Origin of the sequence: Streptomyces cadmiisoli (genome assembly GCF_003261055.1) — a bacterium.
GTDB lineage: Bacteria > Actinomycetota > Actinomycetes > Streptomycetales > Streptomycetaceae > Streptomyces > Streptomyces cadmiisoli.
In genome coordinates, this window is sequence record NZ_CP030073.1 from 1,683,410 (window position 1) to 1,701,710 (window position 18,301).

Genomic DNA, 18,301 nt, shown 5'->3' on the forward strand with positions numbered 1-18,301 from the left:
GCCCGGCTAGCGACCGGTCCCCATCACCAGGCCGTCCTCGGCCGCGCCCCGGCCGAGCACCACCTGCTGGATGCGTTCGCGCACACCGGCCACGTCGGCGCCCCGGGCCAGTGCCGTGTCGAGGTCGACCACCCGGCCGGCGTCCATGTCGTACATCTGCGGGATGAACTCGGCCGTCGTCACCTCCCAGCGCCCGCCCGGGCGGGTGGGCGGGGCGAAGGTGAAGCGGCCGATGGTGGACTGGTTGCCGCGCGGGTCCACGGCGCCGCGCCGGTCGGCGGGCTGGCCGGTGACCTGGTCGCCCGTGCCGTAGATCACCCAGGTGCCGTTGACCTTCTCGTAGGCCTGCGGGACATGGGCGTGGCCGCCGACGATCAGGTCGATGTCGGGGCGGCCGTGGCTGGAGGCGGCAGTGAGGGCGTCCGCGAGGGCCAGCTGCCGCGCGTCCGGTTCGTCCTGCCCCGCGGTACCCCAGTGCAGCGAGACGACGACCACGTCGGCGCCCGCCTGCCGGGCGGCCCGGGCGTCGGCGACGATCCGGCCCTCGTCGATCAGGCCGACCGCCCAGGACTGCCCGGCCGGGAGCGCCGGGCCGCCGCTGTCCTGGGTGTAGGCGAGATGGGCGACCATCGCGGGGCCCGCGGGCATGATCGTGACCGTGCGCGCCTCGCCCTCGCTGCGGGCCGCGCCGGCATGCCGGATCCCGGCCCGGTCCAGGGCGTCCAGGATGTGCCGGACGCCGTCGGCGCCCGCGGCCAGGCCGTCCTCGGAGGCTACGGAGCAGCCGTCGTAGCCGACCGCGGCGAGCGCCTGGGCGAGTTCCGGCGGCGTCCTGGTCGGCGGACCGCCGGTGCCGGCGCCGTCGGCGTCGTACCCCGGCTCCAGGTGACAGAGCGCCAGGTCCGCTCGGGAGACGACCGGCAGCGCGCCCGCGAACAGGGGCCGGAAGTCGAGTCCTCCGGCGCCGCCCGCGTCGAAGCGCGCCCGGTCGACGACGGACGGGTGCGGCAGGACGCCGCCGGACGCCACCAGGGTGAAGGCGCGGGGAGCGGCCGGGCCCGGATGGCCGGAACGGGCCGGCGGCTCCCCGATCCGCGCCTGGCAGGCCGCGGCCGCGGCGAGGAGCGCCGTCACGGCCAGCGCCATCTGACGTCTGCGTGCGATGCGTACGATCATCATTCACCCCAGAGTGGTCGTACTTACACACAAATAGGTATGAAGCTACCCGGACCGGCAAACAGCCCCAGGGCCCCCATTAACCCGTCCGGTGCGCACGACCGGAGGTATCGGACCGTTCGTCGTACCGTTCGTCGACGCGTTCGACCGTCCGCCGCACCACCGTGTGCGCCCACTGTCCGGACCCGGCACCCTGCGGTGCCATACGGCCATGACGGCCGGAACCACCATCACCGACGGGACGACCGCCGAGCACGAGCTCGCCGCACTCCAGCGCGAGCACGGCCGACCGCTGTTCGCGCTGCTGCTCAGGCTGTGCGACGGCGACCGGCAACGCGCCGAGGACCTCGTCCAGGAAACGCTGGTACGCGCCTGGCAGCACCCCGAGGCGCTGCGCACCGACGCCTTCGAGTCCGTGCGCCCCTGGCTGCTGACCGTGGGCCGGCGGCTCGCGATCGACGCGCGGCGCGCCCGGCAGGCCCGTCCGCCGGAGGTCGGCGACGCGATCCTGGAGAACGCCCGGGTCTGCGCCGACCACGCCGAGCGGTCGGCGGCCACCGTCGATGTGCGCGAGGCTGTGAAGACACTCACTCCCGAGCATCGTGAAGTCCTGGTGCTCGTGTACTTCCAGGGGGCCAGCGTGGCGGAAGCGGCGCAGGCCCTCGGCATCCCGCCCGGTACGGTGAAATCCCGCGCGTACTACGCGCTGCGCGCCCTGCGCAGGGTTCTTCCGGGTTACGCCGCCGACCTGCGATGAAACCGATCGTTGAGTCAAGCCTCCGTAAAGCGCCTTGCTGAGGACCCCGGTTGAGTAATCGGCTGTCCTCATCCGTGTTCCGGACTGGGGCCCGGGGTCGGGCGACACGCACGCACCGGAGGAAGGCAGGAAGGGATGCAGCACAGAGGTCATCAGAGTACGGAGGGGACCGGCGGCGGAGAACTGAACGTCCCCATGGCCTGGTTGTACGCCGAGTACATCGCCGACGAACTGCTGCGGACCGGCGATCTCATGCCGCCGACGTCCTTCGAGTTCCGAGCCGGGCGGGACGCCCTGGCACTGACCATCTTCCTGTCCGACACCGAGGGCGAGCTCTCCGGCATCCGTGTCGTCTCCCAGCTGGAGACCTGGCTGTCGCTCACCGCCTACGACCAGCCGTGGCAGCACTGGGTCCGCGAGCGCATCGCCGAGCTGGCCGCCGAGGCGGGCCGGGCCGGCGGCCCCGCGCCGGACCTGGAGCTGGCCCGGGCGGCGTGGCGCTGGCTCCAGGAGACCGAGCTGCTCGCCCCCGATCTGAACGCGGTGCCGGGCGGCGGCCCGCCGGTGGGCGAGGACGACGGGCCCAAGGTCTGGACGCCCGCGTGGCAGCTGGGACTGCCGCTCGGGCACCTCGCCATCCACCTCTTCTGAGATTTCCCGGAATCCGACCAATCCTCGCGCCGGGCCGCTCCGAACTCCTTGGTTGCGATTCGGTTGAGGTCTTGAGTGATTCGGCGGCTCGGTGCGTACCGGTGGGAGCAAGGAGTAACCCCATCCGCACCCACCGACACGAGGATTCGCCATGAGGTCCCTGGAGAGGCATCGCGACGTCGGCGCGTACGCGCTCGGCGTGCTGAACGAGGCGGACGCCTTCCGTTTCGAGGACCACCTCATGGAGTGCCCCAGCTGCTCCGTGCAGGTCACCGAATTCGGCCCGACCGCACGGCAGTTGATGCTCTACCGGCGGGCCACACCGCGCGCGGTGCACCCCGTGGCCGGGCCCGGTCCGCGACTGCTGGACCGGCTGCTCGGCGAGGTGGCGCAGCGGCGCCGGGCCGGACGCCGGCGGATGCTCGTCGCGGTGGCCGCCGCGGTGCTGTGCGCCGTCGCCGGACCCGGCATCGCGATCGTCACCGACGACGGCGACCGGTCCGTGCGCGTCTCGGCCACCGACGAGCGCACCGGGGTGTGGGCGCAGGTCACCAGCGAGGACGAGGCCTGGGGCAGCCAGGTGGTGCTGGAGGTCAAGGACGCGGCGGGTCCCCGGGTCTGCCGGCTGGTCGCCGTCGGCCGCGACGGTTCCGAGGAGACGGTGACCAGCTGGACCGTGCCCCGGCTCGACGCCCGTCCGAACACCATGCAGGGCGCGGCGGCCCTGCACCCGGACCAGATCGAGCGCTACGAGGTGCGTACGACGGGCGGGAAGCGCCTGGTGACGCTCGACCCGCGGTAGCACCCGCGTCCGCCCCGGCCGCGCGCGACCGTTCACCCGTACGGCCCCGGCGGCCCGCCCTCCCGCACACCCCGCCCTTCCGGTCGCCGGGCAGGCCCTCCGGCCCGGTGTGAGACTGCTGGCACGACGCGCCCCGCCCGCGTCGGCGGTCCGACGAGGGGAGAAGAGGTGACGACGGGAGAGACCGGCGAGGGTGGACTGGAGGGCTTCCTCGCCGATCCGGAGAACGTGACGCTGGACCTGGCCACCGCGGTGGCCCGCTGCACCGAGGCCCTCGGACTTCAGCACTCGGTCGTCTACCTCGCCGATCTCCAGCAGCGCCAGCTGATCCCGCTGACCGACGTGGCGTGCACCCTGTCGGTGGACGACTCGCTCGCCGGCAGCACCTACCGCACCCAGTCGCTGCGGGTGGAGGAGTCCGGTACCGGCGGCATGACGGCCTGGCTGCCCCTGGTGGACGGCGCGGAGCGGCTCGGTGTGCTCGCGGTGCACTCCCCCGCGCTCACCCCGGCCTCGCTGCGCCGCGGCCGGACCCTCGCCGCGCTGCTGGCCATGATGATCACCTCCAGGCGGGCGTACCAGGACTCGTTCGTACGGCTGACCCGCACCGAGCGCATGCAACTGCCCGCCGAGATGCTCCGCGCCTTCCTGCCGCCCCGCACCATCGGCACCGCGCACGTCGTCTCCACCGCCGTGCTGGAGCCCGCCTACGACCTCGGCGGCGACGCCTTCGACCACTCGCTGACCGAGACCACCCTGCACACGGCGGTCTTCGACGCCATGGGCCACGATCTGCCCTCGGGCCTGACCACCGCGGTGTCGCTGGCCGCGTGCCGCAACGCCCGCCGTGCCGGGGCCGATCTGCCCGAGCTGGTCAAGAGCGTGGACGAGGCGCTGGCCCGCTGGCTCCCGGACCAGTTCTGCACCGGGGTGCTCGCCCAACTGGACCTGGCGAGCGGTGTCCTGCGCTGGACCAACTGCGGTCACCCGGCTCCGCTGCTCATCCGGGACCAGCGGCTGCTCGCCGACGCGATGGAGCGGGAGGCCGACCCGCCGATGGGGCTGCCGTCCATGCTCGCCGGGCGGACGCGGCAGTTGCACGAGACCGGCCTGCGGCCCGGCGACCGGGTGCTGCTCTACACCGACGGGGTCACCGAGGCGCGCACCCGGGAGGGCGCGCTGTTCGGTCTTGAACGGTTCACGGACGAGGTCATCCGGGCCTCCGTCACGGGCGAACTGGCCCCGGAGACGCTGCGGCGGCTGATCCACTCGATCCTGGACGCCCAGCCGGGCCGGCTGCGGGACGACGCGACGATCCTGATGTTCGAGTGGTGGCCGCCGGGCGGGTGACGTCCGCACGGACCGTCACTTCAAAAGCCGGGACATCCTGCGGTCCGCGAGCGGCTTGCCGCCGGTCTGGCAGGTCGGGCAGTACTGGAGCGAGGAGTCGCTGAAGGAGACCTCGCGGATGGTGTCACCGCACACGGGGCAGGCCTCGCCGGCGCGGCCGTGGACCCGCAGCCCGCTCTTCTTCTCGGCCTTCAGACGTCCGGCGGCCAGGCCCCGGGAGCGCTCGACGGCGTCCGTGAGCGTCGTGCGCAGCGCCTCGTACAGCCGTGCGGTCTCCTCGGGCGTGAGGGAGGCGGCGAGCTTGAACGGGGACATCTTCGCGGCGTGCAGGACCTCGTCGCTGTAGGCGTTGCCCACGCCGGCGATCAGGCTCTGGTCGCGCAGGGCGCCCTTGAGCTGCCGGCGCTCGCCCCGGAGCAGTGCGGCCAGGCGCGCCTCGTCGAAGTCCTCGGCGAGCGGATCCGGGCCGAGCCGGGCCACGCCGGGCACCTGCTGCGGATCCGCCACGAGGTACACCGCGAGCCGCTTCTGGGTGCCGGCCTCCGTCAGGTCGAAGCCCGCGCCGGTCTCCAGCGCCACGCGCAGCGCGAGCGGGCCCTTGCCGGGGCGGGGCGGGCCGTCGGGGAGGCGGTCCTTCCACTGGAGCCAGCCCGCGCGGGCCAGATGGGTCACGAAGTGCGGGCCGCCGTCCGTCGCGATGTCGAGGAACTTGCCGTGGCGGTGCACCGCGGCGACCTCGTGCCCCTCGATGGCGGACGGCGGCGGGTCGTAGGTCTTGAGCACGCTGATCGCGACCGGCAGGACCCGCACGATCTCGTGGCCGACCAGGTTGTCGGTCAGGAAGTCCTTGAGCGCTTCCACCTCGGGCAGTTCGGGCATACGTCCAGGGTGCCATCCGGCGCCGACGGTCTCAGGACCGTTCCGGCACCACGAACTCGCACCACACGCACTTGCCCCCGCCCCGGGCCTCCACACCCCACACGTCGGTGAGCAGCTCGACCAGAAGCAGCCCGCGCCCGGAGACCCCGGACTCCCCCGCGTCCCGGCGGCGCGGCAGGGCGCTGGAGGAGTCCTCGACCTCGACACGCAGACGGCGGTCGGTGCCGGACAGCACCCGCAGGGTGACGATCGCCGCGCCCTCGGTGTGCATCAGGGCGTTGGTGATCAGTTCGTCGGCGACCAGTTCCACCTCGTCCGACCGGTCGGCGGCGCTCCAGGCCCGGACCGCGGCACGGATCATGTGCCGGGCCGCGATGAGGGCCTCGGGGTCGCCCGGGGCGACGTGCTGCTGGAGGCGGCCCCCGGTCTGCGGGGTCTCCAGGCCGCGGCGGCGCAGCAGGAGCAGCGCCACGTCGTCCTCGCCGCCGCGCTCCTCGGCCACCTCGATCAGCTCGTCGGCGAGCTGCCACACGTCCCGGGGTCCGGCGGCGACCAGCCCGGCGAGGGTCTGCATACCGTCGTCGAGGTCGGCGCCGGGCTGTTCTACGAGGCCGTCCGTGCAGAGCAGCAGCGTGTGGCCGGGGTCGAGTTCTATGGTCCCGACGGGGTAGTCGAGACGCCCGAACTCGGCGGACAGGCCGAGGGGCAGGCCACCGCCGACCGGGACGCGGCGGCAGCTGCCGTCGGTGGCCCGTACCAGGGGGTCGATGTGCCCGGCGCGGACGACCTGGACCACTCCGGTGGCCAGGTCGGCCTCCGCGTAGAGGCAGGTGGCGAAGCGGTCGGTGTCCAGTTCGTGGAGGAAGACGGAGGCGCGGGCCATCACGGTGGCCGGGGTGTGCCCCTCGGCGGCGTAGGCGCGCAGCACGATGCGCAGCTGGCCCATGACGGCGGCGGCGTGCGTGTCGTGGCCCTGGACGTCGCCGATGACGGCGCCGACCCGGCCGCCGGGCAGCGGGATCAGGTCGTACCAGTCGCCGCCGATGTCGCGGCCGAGGGAGGCGGACCGGTAGCGGACGGCGACGTCGGCGCCGGGCACGCTGGGGATGGTGCGCGGCAGCATGGCCTGCTGGAGGCCGCTCGCCAGGTCCTTCTCCTGTTCGTAGAACATCGCCCGTTGCAGGCTCTGGGCGATGCTGGAGCCGAGTGCGACGAGGATGTTGCGTTCCTCGGGGGCGAAGCCGCGGCGGTCGTTGTAGAGCAGGCCCATGGCCCCGATGGGGCGGGCCTGCACGATCAGCGGCAGATAGGCGGCCGAGGTGATGTCGAGGTCGGTGATGTGCGGCCAGAGGATGGGGTAGCCGTCGGCGAACTCCTCGGGCGACTCGATGAAGCGGGGGCTCAGGGTGCGCACGACCTCGCTCATCGGGTACGGCTCGTCGATACGGGTGACCAGGGTGCCGGGCACGAAGCTGCCCTCGGGGCCCTCGGCGACCAGCCGGATGCGTCCCGCCTCGACCAGCCCCATGACCAGGCTGGTCGCGCCGAGGTGGCTGACGCCGTGGGTGTCCTTGAGCACGTCGATGACGTCCTGGACGGTACGGGCGTGCGCGAGGGCGGCCGTGGTGATCTGCACGACGCTGGTCTGGTCGCGGTCGGCGTCCACCTGTTCGCGGCGCTCGGCGAACTCGCTCAGCTCCTGGGTGGCGTCCCGGACGATGCCGATGATCCGGCGCGGCCGTCCCGTCTCGTCGCGCCGGATGTAGCCCTGGGTGTGGGTCCAGCGCTGTGTGCCGTCGCGGCGGCGGACCCGAAAGTACGCGCCGTAGTTCTCGCTGCCGTCCTTGATGGCCTGGGCGACCAGGGTGTCGAGGCGGCGGGCCTCGGCGGGCGGGACCCGGACCGACAGGGACTCGGGGTCGCCGTCGTATTCGTCGGGGCGCACGTCGAAGACCTCGTGGGCCTGGGCGTCCATGTGGAACAGACCCGTGTCCAGGTCCCAGTCGAAGCTGCCCATCTGGTTGAGCGCCAGGATCGGGTCCGGGTGGGCGGGCCAGTCGTCCGGGAGTGACAGGGCGCTCGCTCCCCGATCAGCCATGGGCCCACCTTGCCAGGGTTCAACCGATTCTTCGACCGGATCAGATCTCGGGGACATCGGCCGGGCCGGGGAGGTCGTCGGGGTCCCGTCGGGGCGTCTCGGGCGTTCGGGTGACGGGCCGCGAGGCGGGTGCGGAGGCCGCGGCGGGACACGGTCGCGCGCGGGCCACGGCGAAGGTTCCGGTCGGTTCGCGCACCAGTTTCTCCCGGCTCGTCCAAGATTTTCGACACCATTGTCTGCTTCACTCTGCTGGGTCACGCAAACCGGGCGGAGGGAGACGCAGAGTGACGGCACGGCCGGTGGCGACGGCGCCGGCAGCACAATGGGAGGAGAGGAGCGCACGCCCGTGGAGTGGTTCACCGCACCCGACTACTGGCTGAGCCGACTGGTCGTCCAGCGGTCCCTGGCCGCCGTGTACCTGTTCGCGTTTCTGACGGCGGCGCTCCAGTTCCGGGCGCTGATCGGCGCGCGAGGGATGCTGCCCGTACCGCGGTTCGTGGCGCAGGTGCCGTTCAAGCGGGCGCCGAGCCTGTTCCAACTCCACTACTCCGACCGCTTCTTCGCGCTGTGCGCCTGGTCGGGCTGCGCGGTGTCGGCCGCGCTGCTGGCGGGCCTGGACTCGCTGCTGCCGCTGTGGGGCGGCATGCTGCTGTGGCTCCTGCCGTGGGCGCTGTACCTGTCGATCGTCAACGTCGGCCAGACCTGGTACGGGTTCGGCTGGGAGTCGCTGCTGCTGGAGGTGGGCTTCCTCGCCGTGTTCCTCGGCAACGACGAGGTGGCGCCGCCCGTCGTGGTGCTGTTCCTGATGCGGTGGGTGCTGTTCCGCGTCGAGTTCGGCGCCGGTCTGATCAAACTGCGCGGCGACGCGTGCTGGCGGAAGCTGACGTGCCTGGACTACCACCACGAGACCCAGCCCATGCCGGGCCCGCTGAGCTGGTTCTTCCACCGTCTGCCCCGCCCGTTGCACCGGGTGGAGGTCGCCGCCAACCACGTCACGCAACTGGTGGTGCCCGTCCTGCTGTTCACCCCGCAGCCGGTGGCCTCGGCCGCCGCCGCCCTGATGATCGTGACGCAGCTGTGGCTCGTCCTGTCGGGCAACTTCTCCTGGCTGAACTGGATCACGATCGTGCTGGCCCTGTCCGCGGTGCGGTTCCCGGCCGCCCCGCCGCGGACGCCGGAAGCGCCGCTCTGGTACGTGGCCGTGGTCCTCGCGATCACCGCGCTGATCGCTCTCCTCAGCTACCACCCGGTGCGCAACATGCTCTCCCGCGGCCAGGTCATGAACCGCTCCTTCGACCCGCTGCACCTGGTGAACACCTACGGCGCGTTCGGCAGCGTGAGCCGGGTGCGCTACGAGGTGGTGATCGAGGGCACCGCCGACGACGTGCCGCACGAGGACTCGGACTGGCGTGAGTACGAGTTCCGGGGCAAACCCGGGGATCCTCGGCACTGGCCGCGCCAGTTCGCGCCGTACCATCTGCGGCTGGACTGGATGATGTGGTTCGCGGCGCTGTCGCCCGGGTACGCCGGCTCGTGGTTCGGGGCGCTGGTGGAGCGGCTGCTGGAGAACGACCGGGACACCCTGCGGCTGCTGCGCCGCTCGCCCTTCCCGCCCGACGCACCGCCGCGCTACGTCCGCGCCCGACTGTTCCGCTACCGCTTCACGACCTGGCGCGAGCTGCGCGAGACGGGGGCGTGCTGGCAGCGGACGTACGTGCGGGAGTACCTGCCGCCGACCCGGCTGGCCGCGGCGGCTCAGAGGTCGTAGACACGTGCGGCGGTGCCCTCGAAGACCTCCGCGCGTTCCGCCTCCCCGAGACCGGCGGTCAACTCGCCCGCTGCGTCGATGACTTCGCGGTAGGACGCGGCCAGGACGCACACCGGCCAGTCGGAGCCGAACATCAGCCGGCGCGGGCCGAAGGCGTCCAGGGCGACCTCGCCGTAGGGGCGCAGGTCGTCGACGGTCCAGGCCGCCGGGTCCGCCTCGGTGACCAGGCCCGACAGTTTGCAGACGGTGTTGGGCAGGGCGGCCAGCGCGCGGACTCCGGTGGCCCACGGCTCCCGCTCGCCGGAGGCGATGCCGGGCTTGCCGAGGTGGTCCAGGACGAAGGTGAGTCCGGGGTGCGCGGCGACGGCCTCCACGCACGCGGGCAGTTGGTGGGGCCGCACGACCAGGTCGTACACCAGCCCCGCGGCGGCGACGGCGGCCAGCCCGCGGTGCACGTCGGGCCGCAGCAGCCACCGCGGGTCGGGCTCGCCCTGCACCTGGTGACGGACGCCCTTGAGGTACCGGCCGCCGGGGAGTTCGCGCAGCCGCGCCAGTTCGTCGGCGATGTCGGGGCGGGTCAGGTCCGTCCAGCCGACGACTCCGGCGACCAGGTCGTGCGCGGCGGCGAGGGCGAGGAACTCGGGTGTCTCCTCGGGGACCGTGACCGTCTGCACGAGCACGGTGCGGTCGACTCCGGCCGCCGCCGCCTCGGGTGCGAGGTCGGTGAGGGTGAAGTCGCGGCGCAGCGGCCGGAGCGCGGGGCCGGTGATCCAGTCCTGGTCCCGTACCGACAGGTCCCAGACGTGGTGGTGGGCGTCCACGGTCACGGCAGCTCCCAGACGACGGGCAGGGCCGCGTCGGCGCCCCCGCCGGAGTAGTCGTGCACCACGTCGAGCAGTTCGGCCATCCGTGCCTGCCAGGCGACGTTGACGGGCAGTTCCTCCAGGGCGGCCAGGAGCCGGGCGTAGTCGGCGCACTCCACGACATGGAACAGCTCGTTCCCGCTGCGCCAGATCGTCCAGGAGGTGGCCCCGGCGGCCCGGACGGCCTGTGTGAGTTCCTCGGGGACCTCGCGGTGGGCGGCCTCGTAGGCGGCGACGCGGTCCGCGCGGACCCTGGTGTGCAGCGCGACTCTCATGACGGCTCCTCGGTCCGGTCGGCGGGCACCGGGGCCTCGGGCGGCAGCAGGCCCGTCTCGCGCAGCTCCCGCCAGAAGGAGGGCGGGGGCGGCCGGTGGAACTGCTCGGCGCAGTCGTCCACCTCGGCGGCCGAGCGCGCCCCGACCAGGACGCTCGCCACGGCGGGGTGGGCGGCGCAGAAGGCCAGGGCGGCGGCCCGCAGGGTCGTGCCGTGTCCCTCGGCCACGGATTTCAGGCGCAGCGCGCGGCCGAGCAATTCGGGCGGCGCGGCGGCGTAGTTGTAGGTGGAGCCGGGTCTCGGGTCGGCGAGGAGGCCGGAGTTGAAGGCGCCGCCGATGACGACCGAGGTCCCGCGGCGCCGCGCGGCGGGCAGCAGTTCGGTGAGCGCGCTCTGGTCGAGCAGGGTGTAGCGGCCGGCGCACAGCACCACGTCGACGTCGGTGTCCTCGACGAATCGGGTCAGCAGGGCGGTCTGGTTCATGCCGGCCCCGATCGCGCCGACCACGCCCTGCGCGCGCAGTTCCTCCAGCGCCGGGTAGCCCTCGCGGAAGGCCTGCTCGGCGTGGTCGTCGGGGTCGTGCAGATAGACGACGTCCACGCGGTCGACGCCGAGCCGTTCCAGGCTCGCCTCCAGGGTGCGGCGGATGCCGTCGGCGGTGAAGTCCCACACCCTGCGGTGGGTGGCCGGCACGGCGAAGCCGTTCGCCAGGTCGTCGCCGATGCCGTCGGCCGGTTCCAGGCGGCGGCCGACCTTGGTGGAGATCGTCGTCCCGGACCGCGGGTACTGCCTCAGGGCTTCGCCGAGGCGGCGTTCGGACAGGCCGAGGCCGTAGTGCGGGGCGGTGTCGAAGTAGCGGATGCCCCGGCGCCGGGCGGCGGCGACCGCCTCGTGCGCCTGCTCGTCGGTGACCGCCGTGTAGAGGTTGCCGATCCCGCCGCCGCCGAAGGCGAGGGGGCCGACCTCGACGCCGCTGCGGCCGAGGGTGTTCACGGCCGTGCCGCCGGACGCAGCCGCAGCCCGTGCATGCCGCCGTCGACGGCGAGGACGGTGCCGGTGGTGGCGCCGGACAGCGGACTGGCCAGATGGGCGATGGCGCCGGCGACCTCGGCCGGCGTGACCAGGCGGCCGGTGGGCTGGCGGGCCCGGAGCGCGGCGCGTTCGGCCGCCGGGTCGTCGGCGGCGTCGAGGAGACGGGCGATCCACGGGGTGTCGACGGTGCCGGGATTGACGCAGTTGACCCGGATGCCCTCGCGGACGTGGTCGGCGGCCATGGCCAGGGTGAGGGACTGGACGGCGCCCTTGGAGGCGCTGTACAGGGCGCGTTGCGGCAGTCCCGCGGTGGCGGCGATGGAGCAGGTGTTCACGATCGCGGCGCGGGACGAGGCCCGCAGGTGGGGCAGGGCGGCCCGGGTGCAGCGGACCATGCCGACGACGTTGACGTCCAGGACGCGATGCCATTCGGCGTCGTCGTTGTCCTCGACGGTGCCCTGGGCGCCGATGCCGGCGTTGTTGACCAGGACGTCGAGCACGCCCTGTCCGCCGAGGTCGGTGACCGCGGCGGCGATCGCCTCGCGCACCGAGGCGTCGTCGGTCACGTCGGCGGCGTAGGCCAGCAGGGGCTTGTCGACCGTCGAGGGGTCCAGGTCGAGGACGGCGACCCGGGCGCCCCGTCCGGCCAGCAGTTCCGCGGTGGCCCTGCCGATGCCGGAGGCGCCGCCCGTCACCAGGGCCCTCATGCCGTCGAAGTCGTTCATGCCGCGTGCCCCTTCTTGTTCTCGTGGAGCTTGTCGTCCTTGTTCTCGGGGTTCCCGTGGAGCGTGTCGTCGAGGTCCGCGGCCCAGAAGGTGCCGCCGGGAAACGTGTACCGCGCGATGGACTCGGGGCGCATCGCGGCGGAGAAGCCCGGCCGGGTGGGTGCCGCGTAGTGGCCCTCGCGGATCACGACCGGATCGAGGAAGTGCTCGTGCAGATGGTCGACGTACTCGATGACCCGGTCGTCGGTGGTGCCGGAGACGGCCACGTAGTCGAACATCGACAGGTGCTGGACGAGTTCGCACAGGCCCACCCCGCCCGCGTGCGGGCAGACCGGGACGCCGAACTTCGCGGCCAGCAGCAGGATGGCGAGGTTCTCGTTGACTCCGCCGACGCGGGCCGCGTCGAGCTGGAGGACGTCGATCGCGCCGGCCTGCAGGAGTTGCTTGAAGACGATCCGGTTGTGGGCGTGCTCGCCGGTGGCGACCCTGACCGGGGCGACGGCGCGGCGGATCGCCGCGTGGCCGAGGACGTCGTCGGGGCTGGTGGGCTCCTCGATCCAGTACGGGTCGAACTCGGCGAGGGCCTTGGTCCAGCGGATCGCCTCCTCGACGTCCCAGCGCTGGTTGGCGTCGATCGCCAGCCGGATGCCCGGTCCGACGACGCCGCGGGCGACCCGGCAGCGGCGGATGTCGTCGGCGAGGTCCGCGCCGACCTTGAGCTTGATCTGCCGGAATCCGTCGGCGACCGCCCGGGCGGCGAGCCGGGACAGCTTGGCGTCGTCGTAGCCGAGCCAGCCGGCGGACGTGGTGTAGGCGGGGTAGCCCCGTTCCAGGAGCCGGGCGCGCCGCTCGTCGGCGCCCTGCCGTCCCCGGCTCAGGAGGGACAGCGCCTCACCCGGCGTCAGGGCGTCGGTGATGTACCGGAAGTCGATCTGGCGCACCAGCCACTCGGGGTCGGCGTCGGCGAGCAGCCGCCACAGCGGCTTGTGCGCGCGCTTGGCGGCGAGGTCCCACACGGCGTTGAGGACCGCCCCGATCGCCATGTGCATCACCCCCTTCTCCGGCCCGAGCCAGCGCAACTGGCTGTCGCCGACCAGGGCGCGGTTCAAGGTGCCCGGGTCGGCGCACAGCTCGTCGACGGACAGCCCGACCACATGCCCGCGCAGCGCCTCGATCGCGGCGACCTGGACCTCGTTGCCCCGCCCGATGGTGAAGGTGAACCCGTGCCCCTCGTGCCCGTCCTCGGCGTCGGTGCGCAGCACGACGTACGCCGCCGAGTAGTCGGGGTCCGGGTTCATCGCGTCGGAGCCGTCGAGCTCGCGCGAGGTGGGGAAGCGGATGTCGTGGGTCTCGACCGCGGTGACGCGGGCGGGAGACGCGGGAGACGGGGACACGTAGGGCCTTTCCGTAGGTGACGGGGGATCCGGCGGTTCAGTCCTGGGCGCGGCCCGTGGTGACCCGGGCGATCATGAGGGCGACCAGGATGATTCCGCCGTAGATGGCCTGGATCCAGAAGGACGGCACCTGGGCGAGGGTGAGCAGGTTCTGCACGACTCCGAGCAGGAGTACGCCGGTGAGCGCGCCGAACATGGTGCCCCGGCCGCCGTCGAGGCTGATGCCGCCGATCACCGCGGCCGCGAACACGGTGAAGATCATGTTGTTGCCCTGGTTGGCGCTGATCGCGCCGACGTACCCGGTCTGCATGATTCCGCCGACGGCGGCGAGGGTGCCGGCGACGACGAACACGCCGAGCATGACCCGCTCCACCCGGATGCCGGCCGCGCGGGCCGCGTCCGCGTTGCCGCCGATGGCGTACAGGGCGCGGCCGACGCGGTGGTACCTCAGCACCAGTCCGACGGCGGCGAAGGCACCGGCGGCCACCCACACCGACAACGGGACGGTCAGGAACGTGGTCGTGGCCAGCGCGTAGAACGCGTCGGGCATGCCGAACAGGGTCTTGCCCTTGGTGGCGCCGACCAGCAGTCCGCGCAGCACGATCAGCATCGCGAGCGTCACGATGAACGCGTTGAGCCGGAACTTCACCACCAGGACGCCGTTGAAGGCACCGACCGCCGCCCCCACCAGGAGGACGGCGAGCAGCGCCGGCGCGGCGGACAGCTCGGTGCCCCAGCCGGACTGGGCGACCGGCAGCACGAGCAGCGCTCCGACGGCGGGCGCGATGCCGACGACCGACTCCAGCGACAGATCGAACTTGCCGGTGATCAGGACCAGCGACTCGGCGAGCACCACCATGGCGAGGGCGGCGGACGCGCCCAGGATGGAGATCAGGTTGCGTTCGGTGAGGAACGAGTCGTTCACCACCGCGCCGAGCACCATGAGCAGCACCAGCGCGGGCAGCAGGGCCAGTTCGCGGGCTCGGCGGAGCAGCACCGTCCTGGCCTGGCCCGCGGCGGCGGTGCGCGGGGGCGCCGCCGCCGGGGCGGCCTTGGTGTCAGCCATGGTCCACTCCTTCGATGGAGGCGATCAGCTCGTGGTCGTGCCAGCCGGCCGGGTGCTCGGCGACGACCCTGCCGTGGAAGAGGACCAGGACGCGGTCGCAGCGGCGCAGGTCGTCGAGTTCGTCGGAGACGACGAGCACGGCGGTGCCGTCCTCGCGGGCACTGTCCATCCGGGCGAGCAGCGACTCCTTGGACTTCACGTCGACACCGGCGGTGGGGTTGATGAGCACCAGCAGGCGCGGGTCGGAGGCGAGCGCGCGGGCCATGACGACCTTCTGCGCGTTCCCCCCGGACAGGTCGGACACCGGCTGGTCGGCGCCCTCGGTGTGGATGTCGAGGCGGTCGATCAGCTCGCCGGCGACCCGGCGCCGGCGGTCGGTGCCGACGAAGCCGTACCGGCCGAGCCGGTCCAGGACGCTCAGGGTGGCGTTGTCGCCGACGGTCATGCCGGCGATCAGGCCCTGGTCGTGCCGGTCCCGCGGGACGCAGCCGACGCCCGCCGACAGAGCGGCCCGTACGTCGCCGAACGGCAGCTCCACGCCGTCCAGTCGGGCGCTGCCCGCGGTCGGGGTGTGCAGTCCGGCGAACGTCTCGGCCAGTTCCGTCTTGCCGCTGCCGCTGATCCCGGCGAGTCCGACGACCTCGCCCCGGCGCACGGTGAGGTCGACGTTCTCGTACGCCGGTGAGCTCAGCCCTTGCGCGCGGAGCACCACGGGGGCGTCCGCGGGCACCTCGGCGCGGGCGCGCCCGCGCGTCTCGGCGACCGTCTCCCCGGCCATCGCCTCCACCAGGGCCTGGCGCGGGAGTTCGGCGACGGGGGCGGTGGTGATCCAGCGGGCGTCGCGCAGCACGGTCACGGCCTGGCAGACCTCGTAGACCTCCTGGAGGTGGTGCGAGATGAACAGGAAGGTGACGCCGGAGTCCTGGAGCGCCCGCATGCGGGTGAACAGCCGCTCGATCTCCCGGTTGTCGAGCTGGGCGGTGGGCTCGTCGAGGATGATGAACCGGGCGCCGAAGCTGAGCGCCCGGGCGATCTCCACCATCTGGCGGTCCTCGACCCTGAGGTCCGCGGTGCGGGCCTCGGGGTCGACGCGCACGTCCCAGGTGGCGAGGAGTTCGGCGGCCTCGGTCCGGAGCCTGCGCCAGCTGATCAGGCCGCCGCGGCCCTGGGGCTGGCGGTTGATGAACAGGTTCTCGGCGACCGTCAGCTCGGGCACGACGGTCGGCTTCTGGTAGACGCAGGCCACCTTGCGGCGCCACGCGTCGCGGTCGGACAGCGGGGGTGCGGGGGCACCGTCGAAGACGACGGTGCCCTCGTCGGCCGCCTGGAGTCCGGTGAGCACGGCGACCAGGGTGGACTTCCCCGCGCCGTTGCGGCCGACGAGCGCGTGGGACTCGCCGGGCCGGACCGTGAGCCGGCCGTCCTGGAGGGCGACGGTGGGACCGTAGCGCTTGACGATCCCCCGTGCCTGGACGAGTGGGATGTTCGACGGGGTGCTCATCCGACCGTGTTGCCCCACAGCTCGGGGTCGTCGACGTTGTCCTTGGTCACCAGCGGCGCGGGCAGCTGGTCCTCCAGGTTTCCGCTGGGCAGCCGGACGATCTCGGAGCCGTGGTCGGTCGGCCCGGGCTCGAACTTCTTCCCCTCCATGGCCGCCTTGATGTAGTACATGCCGTACTTCGCGTACAGGTCGGCCGGCTGGGAGACGGTGGCGTCGATCTCGCCCTTGCGGATGGCGTCGTACTCCTGCGGGATGCCGTCGTTGGAGACGATCGTGATGTGGCCGTCCTGGCCGGCCTTCTTCAGCATGCCCTTGGCCTTGAGGGTCTGGAGGGTGGGCGCGAGGTAGACGCCGCCCGCCTGCATGTAGATGCCCTTGATGTCGGGGTTGGCGTTGAGCAGTGTGTCCAGCTTGGCGGCGGCCGTGTCGGACTCCCACTTGGCCGGGATCTCCAGCACCTTCAGCTTCGGGAAGTTCTCCTTCACGCAGGTGCGGAACGCCTCCGAGCGCTCGCGGCCGTTGACCGAGGCGAGGTCGCCCATGATCTGCACGACCTTGCCGGAGGTGATGTGCTCACCGAGGTACTGGCAGGCCTTCTCGCCGTACGCCACGTTGTTCGCGCGGACCACCATCGCGACCTTGCCCTGGTCGGGCGCCACGTCCACCGCGACGACCGGGACCCCCTTGCGCTCGGCCTGGTCGAGTCCGGCCTCGATCGCGGCGCTGTCCAGCGGTGCCACGACAAGACCGCGCACGCCCTGGTTGAGCTGGTTGTTGATGTCGGTGATCTGCTGCGAGGGGTCGCTGTTGGAGTTGACCGTCTTCAGGGCGTCGACGCCCTCGGAGTCGGCCATCTTCGGCACGTAGTCGTTGTAGGACTGCCAGAACGGCGAGGTGAGCAGCGGCAGGATCACCCCCACCTTGCCGGTGCCGTCGCCCCCGGCGGTGGTGGCGCCGGTGTCCTTGGTGCTGCCGCATGCCGTCAGGACGAGGGCGGCGCAGACGGCCGCAGCCGCCGCGCGCGGGGTCCCTCGCCCGTACCGCCGTCCGTTGCGCACTGTTCCGTGGGCCATCTGCCAGCTCCTCATCGAGCGCGATCGAGCAGTTGCCCGCATATTTATCAGACCACTTCGCGCCCACAACACCCTCGGGAGCCGAAATTCTGCGACATTCGGCCGTAGTGGTCGGACCACATGGCTGGTTAGACTTCCGCGCACGGCGACGGGAGAACTGGCGTGAACGAAACCGGGACGGGTGCGGCACCGCAGAAGGGCACGGTGACGCAGCGCGCCATCGAGCAGATCAAGGCGATGATCGCCGAGGGCCTGCTGGAGCCCGGCGGACGGCTGCCCACCGAACGGGACCTGGCGGCCCAGCTCGGCATCTCCCGCAGCTCGATGCGGGAGGCGATCCGCGCGCTGACGGTGATGGGCGTCCTGGAGGCCCGGCACGGCTCGGGCATCTACGTCACCCAGCTCCAGGCCGGCGACCTGCTGGAGACCTTCGGCGTGGTGGCCGATCTGTCCCGCGGACCCCGCCTGGTGGAGCTGCTGGAGGTCCGCCGGATCCTGGAGTCGACGGCGACCGCGCTGGCCGCCGCCCGGATCACACCGGAGCGGCTGGCCGCGGTGGAGACCCATCTGGCGGCGATGAACGCCACCGACGACCCCGACGAGATCCTCGCCCACGACCTGGCCTTCCACCGCGAGATCGCGGCGGCGGCCGGCAACGAGACGATGGCCGCGATCCTGGAGGGCCTGTCCTCGCGCACCTTCCGTGCCCGGGTCTGGCGCGGCTACCAGGAGGAGGGCGCGTTCGCCCGGACCCGCCGCGAGCACGCCGCCATCCATCGCGCGCTGGTCGCCCGGGACCCCGAGGCGGCACGGGCGGCCGCCGCCGCGCACGTGGGAGAGGTGGAGGAGTGGCTGCGGGACCGGCTCACGCGCTGAGCCGGTCCCGGTACCG

At 72.7% G+C, this 18,301-nt stretch carries 17 protein-coding genes; 6 read left to right on the forward strand and 11 right to left on the reverse strand.

Features of this window, described 5'->3' with window-relative positions:
- Positions 1–6: 6 nt before the first annotated feature.
- Positions 7–1,179: a CapA family protein gene (locus tag DN051_RS06915; RefSeq protein WP_246040939.1), complete on the reverse strand. Its 1,173-nt coding sequence runs from the start codon at positions 1,177–1,179 to the stop codon at positions 7–9.
- 208 nt (positions 1,180–1,387) lie between these two features.
- On the opposite strand from DN051_RS06915, the gene DN051_RS06920 reads away from it, so the two are divergent.
- The 4 genes from DN051_RS06920 to DN051_RS06935 all read left to right on the forward strand — a co-directional run bounded on the left by DN051_RS06920 (position 1,388) and on the right by DN051_RS06935 (position 4,736).
- Entirely contained in the window at positions 1,388–1,933 is a 546-nt protein-coding gene (locus tag DN051_RS06920) for a sigma-70 family RNA polymerase sigma factor (protein ID WP_112442115.1), read from the forward strand.
- Positions 1,934–2,068: 135 nt separating this feature from the next.
- Positions 2,069–2,584 (forward strand): hypothetical protein, encoded by a 516-nt coding sequence (locus DN051_RS06925; RefSeq protein WP_112438246.1) that lies wholly within the window; start codon positions 2,069–2,071, stop codon positions 2,582–2,584.
- A gap of 151 nt (positions 2,585–2,735) precedes the next feature.
- Entirely contained in the window at positions 2,736–3,386 is a 651-nt protein-coding gene (locus DN051_RS06930) for a zf-HC2 domain-containing protein (protein WP_053762588.1), read from the forward strand.
- Between the two features lie 168 nt (positions 3,387–3,554).
- Positions 3,555–4,736: a PP2C family protein-serine/threonine phosphatase gene (locus tag DN051_RS06935; RefSeq protein ID WP_112438247.1), complete on the forward strand. Its 1,182-nt coding sequence runs from the start codon at positions 3,555–3,557 to the stop codon at positions 4,734–4,736.
- A 15-nt stretch (positions 4,737–4,751) separates the two neighbouring features.
- On the opposite strand, the gene DN051_RS06940 is transcribed toward DN051_RS06935, so the two are convergent.
- Both DN051_RS06940 and DN051_RS06945 read right to left on the reverse strand, forming a co-directional pair.
- A complete protein-coding gene (locus DN051_RS06940) occupies positions 4,752–5,615 on the reverse strand; it encodes an Fpg/Nei family DNA glycosylase (protein ID WP_112438248.1) in 864 nt (287 codons plus the stop codon).
- Positions 5,616–5,646: 31 nt separating this feature from the next.
- The gene (locus DN051_RS06945) at positions 5,647–7,713 is read right to left on the reverse strand and encodes a SpoIIE family protein phosphatase (protein ID WP_053762585.1); all 2,067 of its coding nucleotides are present in this window, start codon (positions 7,711–7,713) and stop codon (positions 5,647–5,649) included.
- A gap of 346 nt (positions 7,714–8,059) precedes the next feature.
- Here DN051_RS06945 and DN051_RS06950 point away from each other — a divergent pair, with 346 nt between their 5' ends.
- The gene (locus tag DN051_RS06950) at positions 8,060–9,481 is read left to right on the forward strand and encodes a lipase maturation factor family protein (RefSeq protein WP_112438249.1); all 1,422 of its coding nucleotides are present in this window, start codon (positions 8,060–8,062) and stop codon (positions 9,479–9,481) included.
- Here DN051_RS06950 and DN051_RS06955 read toward each other — a convergent pair.
- Genes DN051_RS06955 through DN051_RS06990 form a run of 8 tightly spaced genes read right to left on the reverse strand, consistent with a single transcriptional unit; the run spans position 9,469 to position 17,409 of the window.
- Positions 9,469–10,308, reverse strand: coding sequence for an amidohydrolase family protein (locus DN051_RS06955; protein WP_112438250.1), 840 nt, complete (start codon positions 10,306–10,308; stop codon positions 9,469–9,471). The two genes, DN051_RS06950 and DN051_RS06955, sit on opposite strands and share 13 nt — an antisense overlap.
- Positions 10,305–10,619, reverse strand: coding sequence for an L-rhamnose mutarotase (locus DN051_RS06960; RefSeq protein WP_053762582.1), 315 nt, complete (start codon positions 10,617–10,619; stop codon positions 10,305–10,307). Before DN051_RS06960 ends, DN051_RS06955 begins: the two co-directional genes overlap by 4 nt.
- Entirely contained in the window at positions 10,616–11,611 is a 996-nt protein-coding gene (locus DN051_RS06965) for an aldo/keto reductase (RefSeq protein ID WP_112438251.1), read from the reverse strand. The genes DN051_RS06960 and DN051_RS06965 overlap by 4 nt, the downstream gene beginning before the upstream one ends.
- On the reverse strand, positions 11,608–12,375 hold the full coding sequence (locus DN051_RS06970) for an SDR family NAD(P)-dependent oxidoreductase (protein WP_053762580.1): 768 nt from the start codon (positions 12,373–12,375) through the stop codon (positions 11,608–11,610). Before DN051_RS06970 ends, DN051_RS06965 begins: the two co-directional genes overlap by 4 nt.
- Positions 12,372–13,769, reverse strand: a complete 1,398-nt coding sequence (locus DN051_RS06975; RefSeq protein ID WP_079001696.1) for an L-fuconate dehydratase — start codon at positions 13,767–13,769, stop codon at positions 12,372–12,374. The genes DN051_RS06970 and DN051_RS06975 overlap by 4 nt, the downstream gene beginning before the upstream one ends.
- Before the next feature lie 37 nt (positions 13,770–13,806).
- Entirely contained in the window at positions 13,807–14,835 is a 1,029-nt protein-coding gene (locus DN051_RS06980) for an ABC transporter permease (protein WP_112438252.1), read from the reverse strand.
- Positions 14,828–16,336, reverse strand: a complete 1,509-nt coding sequence (locus DN051_RS06985; protein ID WP_112438253.1) for a sugar ABC transporter ATP-binding protein — start codon at positions 16,334–16,336, stop codon at positions 14,828–14,830. Before DN051_RS06985 ends, DN051_RS06980 begins: the two co-directional genes overlap by 8 nt.
- On the reverse strand, positions 16,333–17,409 hold the full coding sequence (locus DN051_RS06990; RefSeq protein ID WP_053762577.1) for a sugar ABC transporter substrate-binding protein: 1,077 nt from the start codon (positions 17,407–17,409) through the stop codon (positions 16,333–16,335). Before DN051_RS06990 ends, DN051_RS06985 begins: the two co-directional genes overlap by 4 nt.
- Positions 17,410–17,571: 162 nt before the next feature.
- On the opposite strand from DN051_RS06990, the gene DN051_RS06995 reads away from it, so the two are divergent.
- Positions 17,572–18,285 (forward strand): FadR/GntR family transcriptional regulator, encoded by a 714-nt coding sequence (locus DN051_RS06995; RefSeq protein WP_053762576.1) that lies wholly within the window; start codon positions 17,572–17,574, stop codon positions 18,283–18,285.
- Positions 18,286–18,301 lie beyond the last annotated feature (16 nt).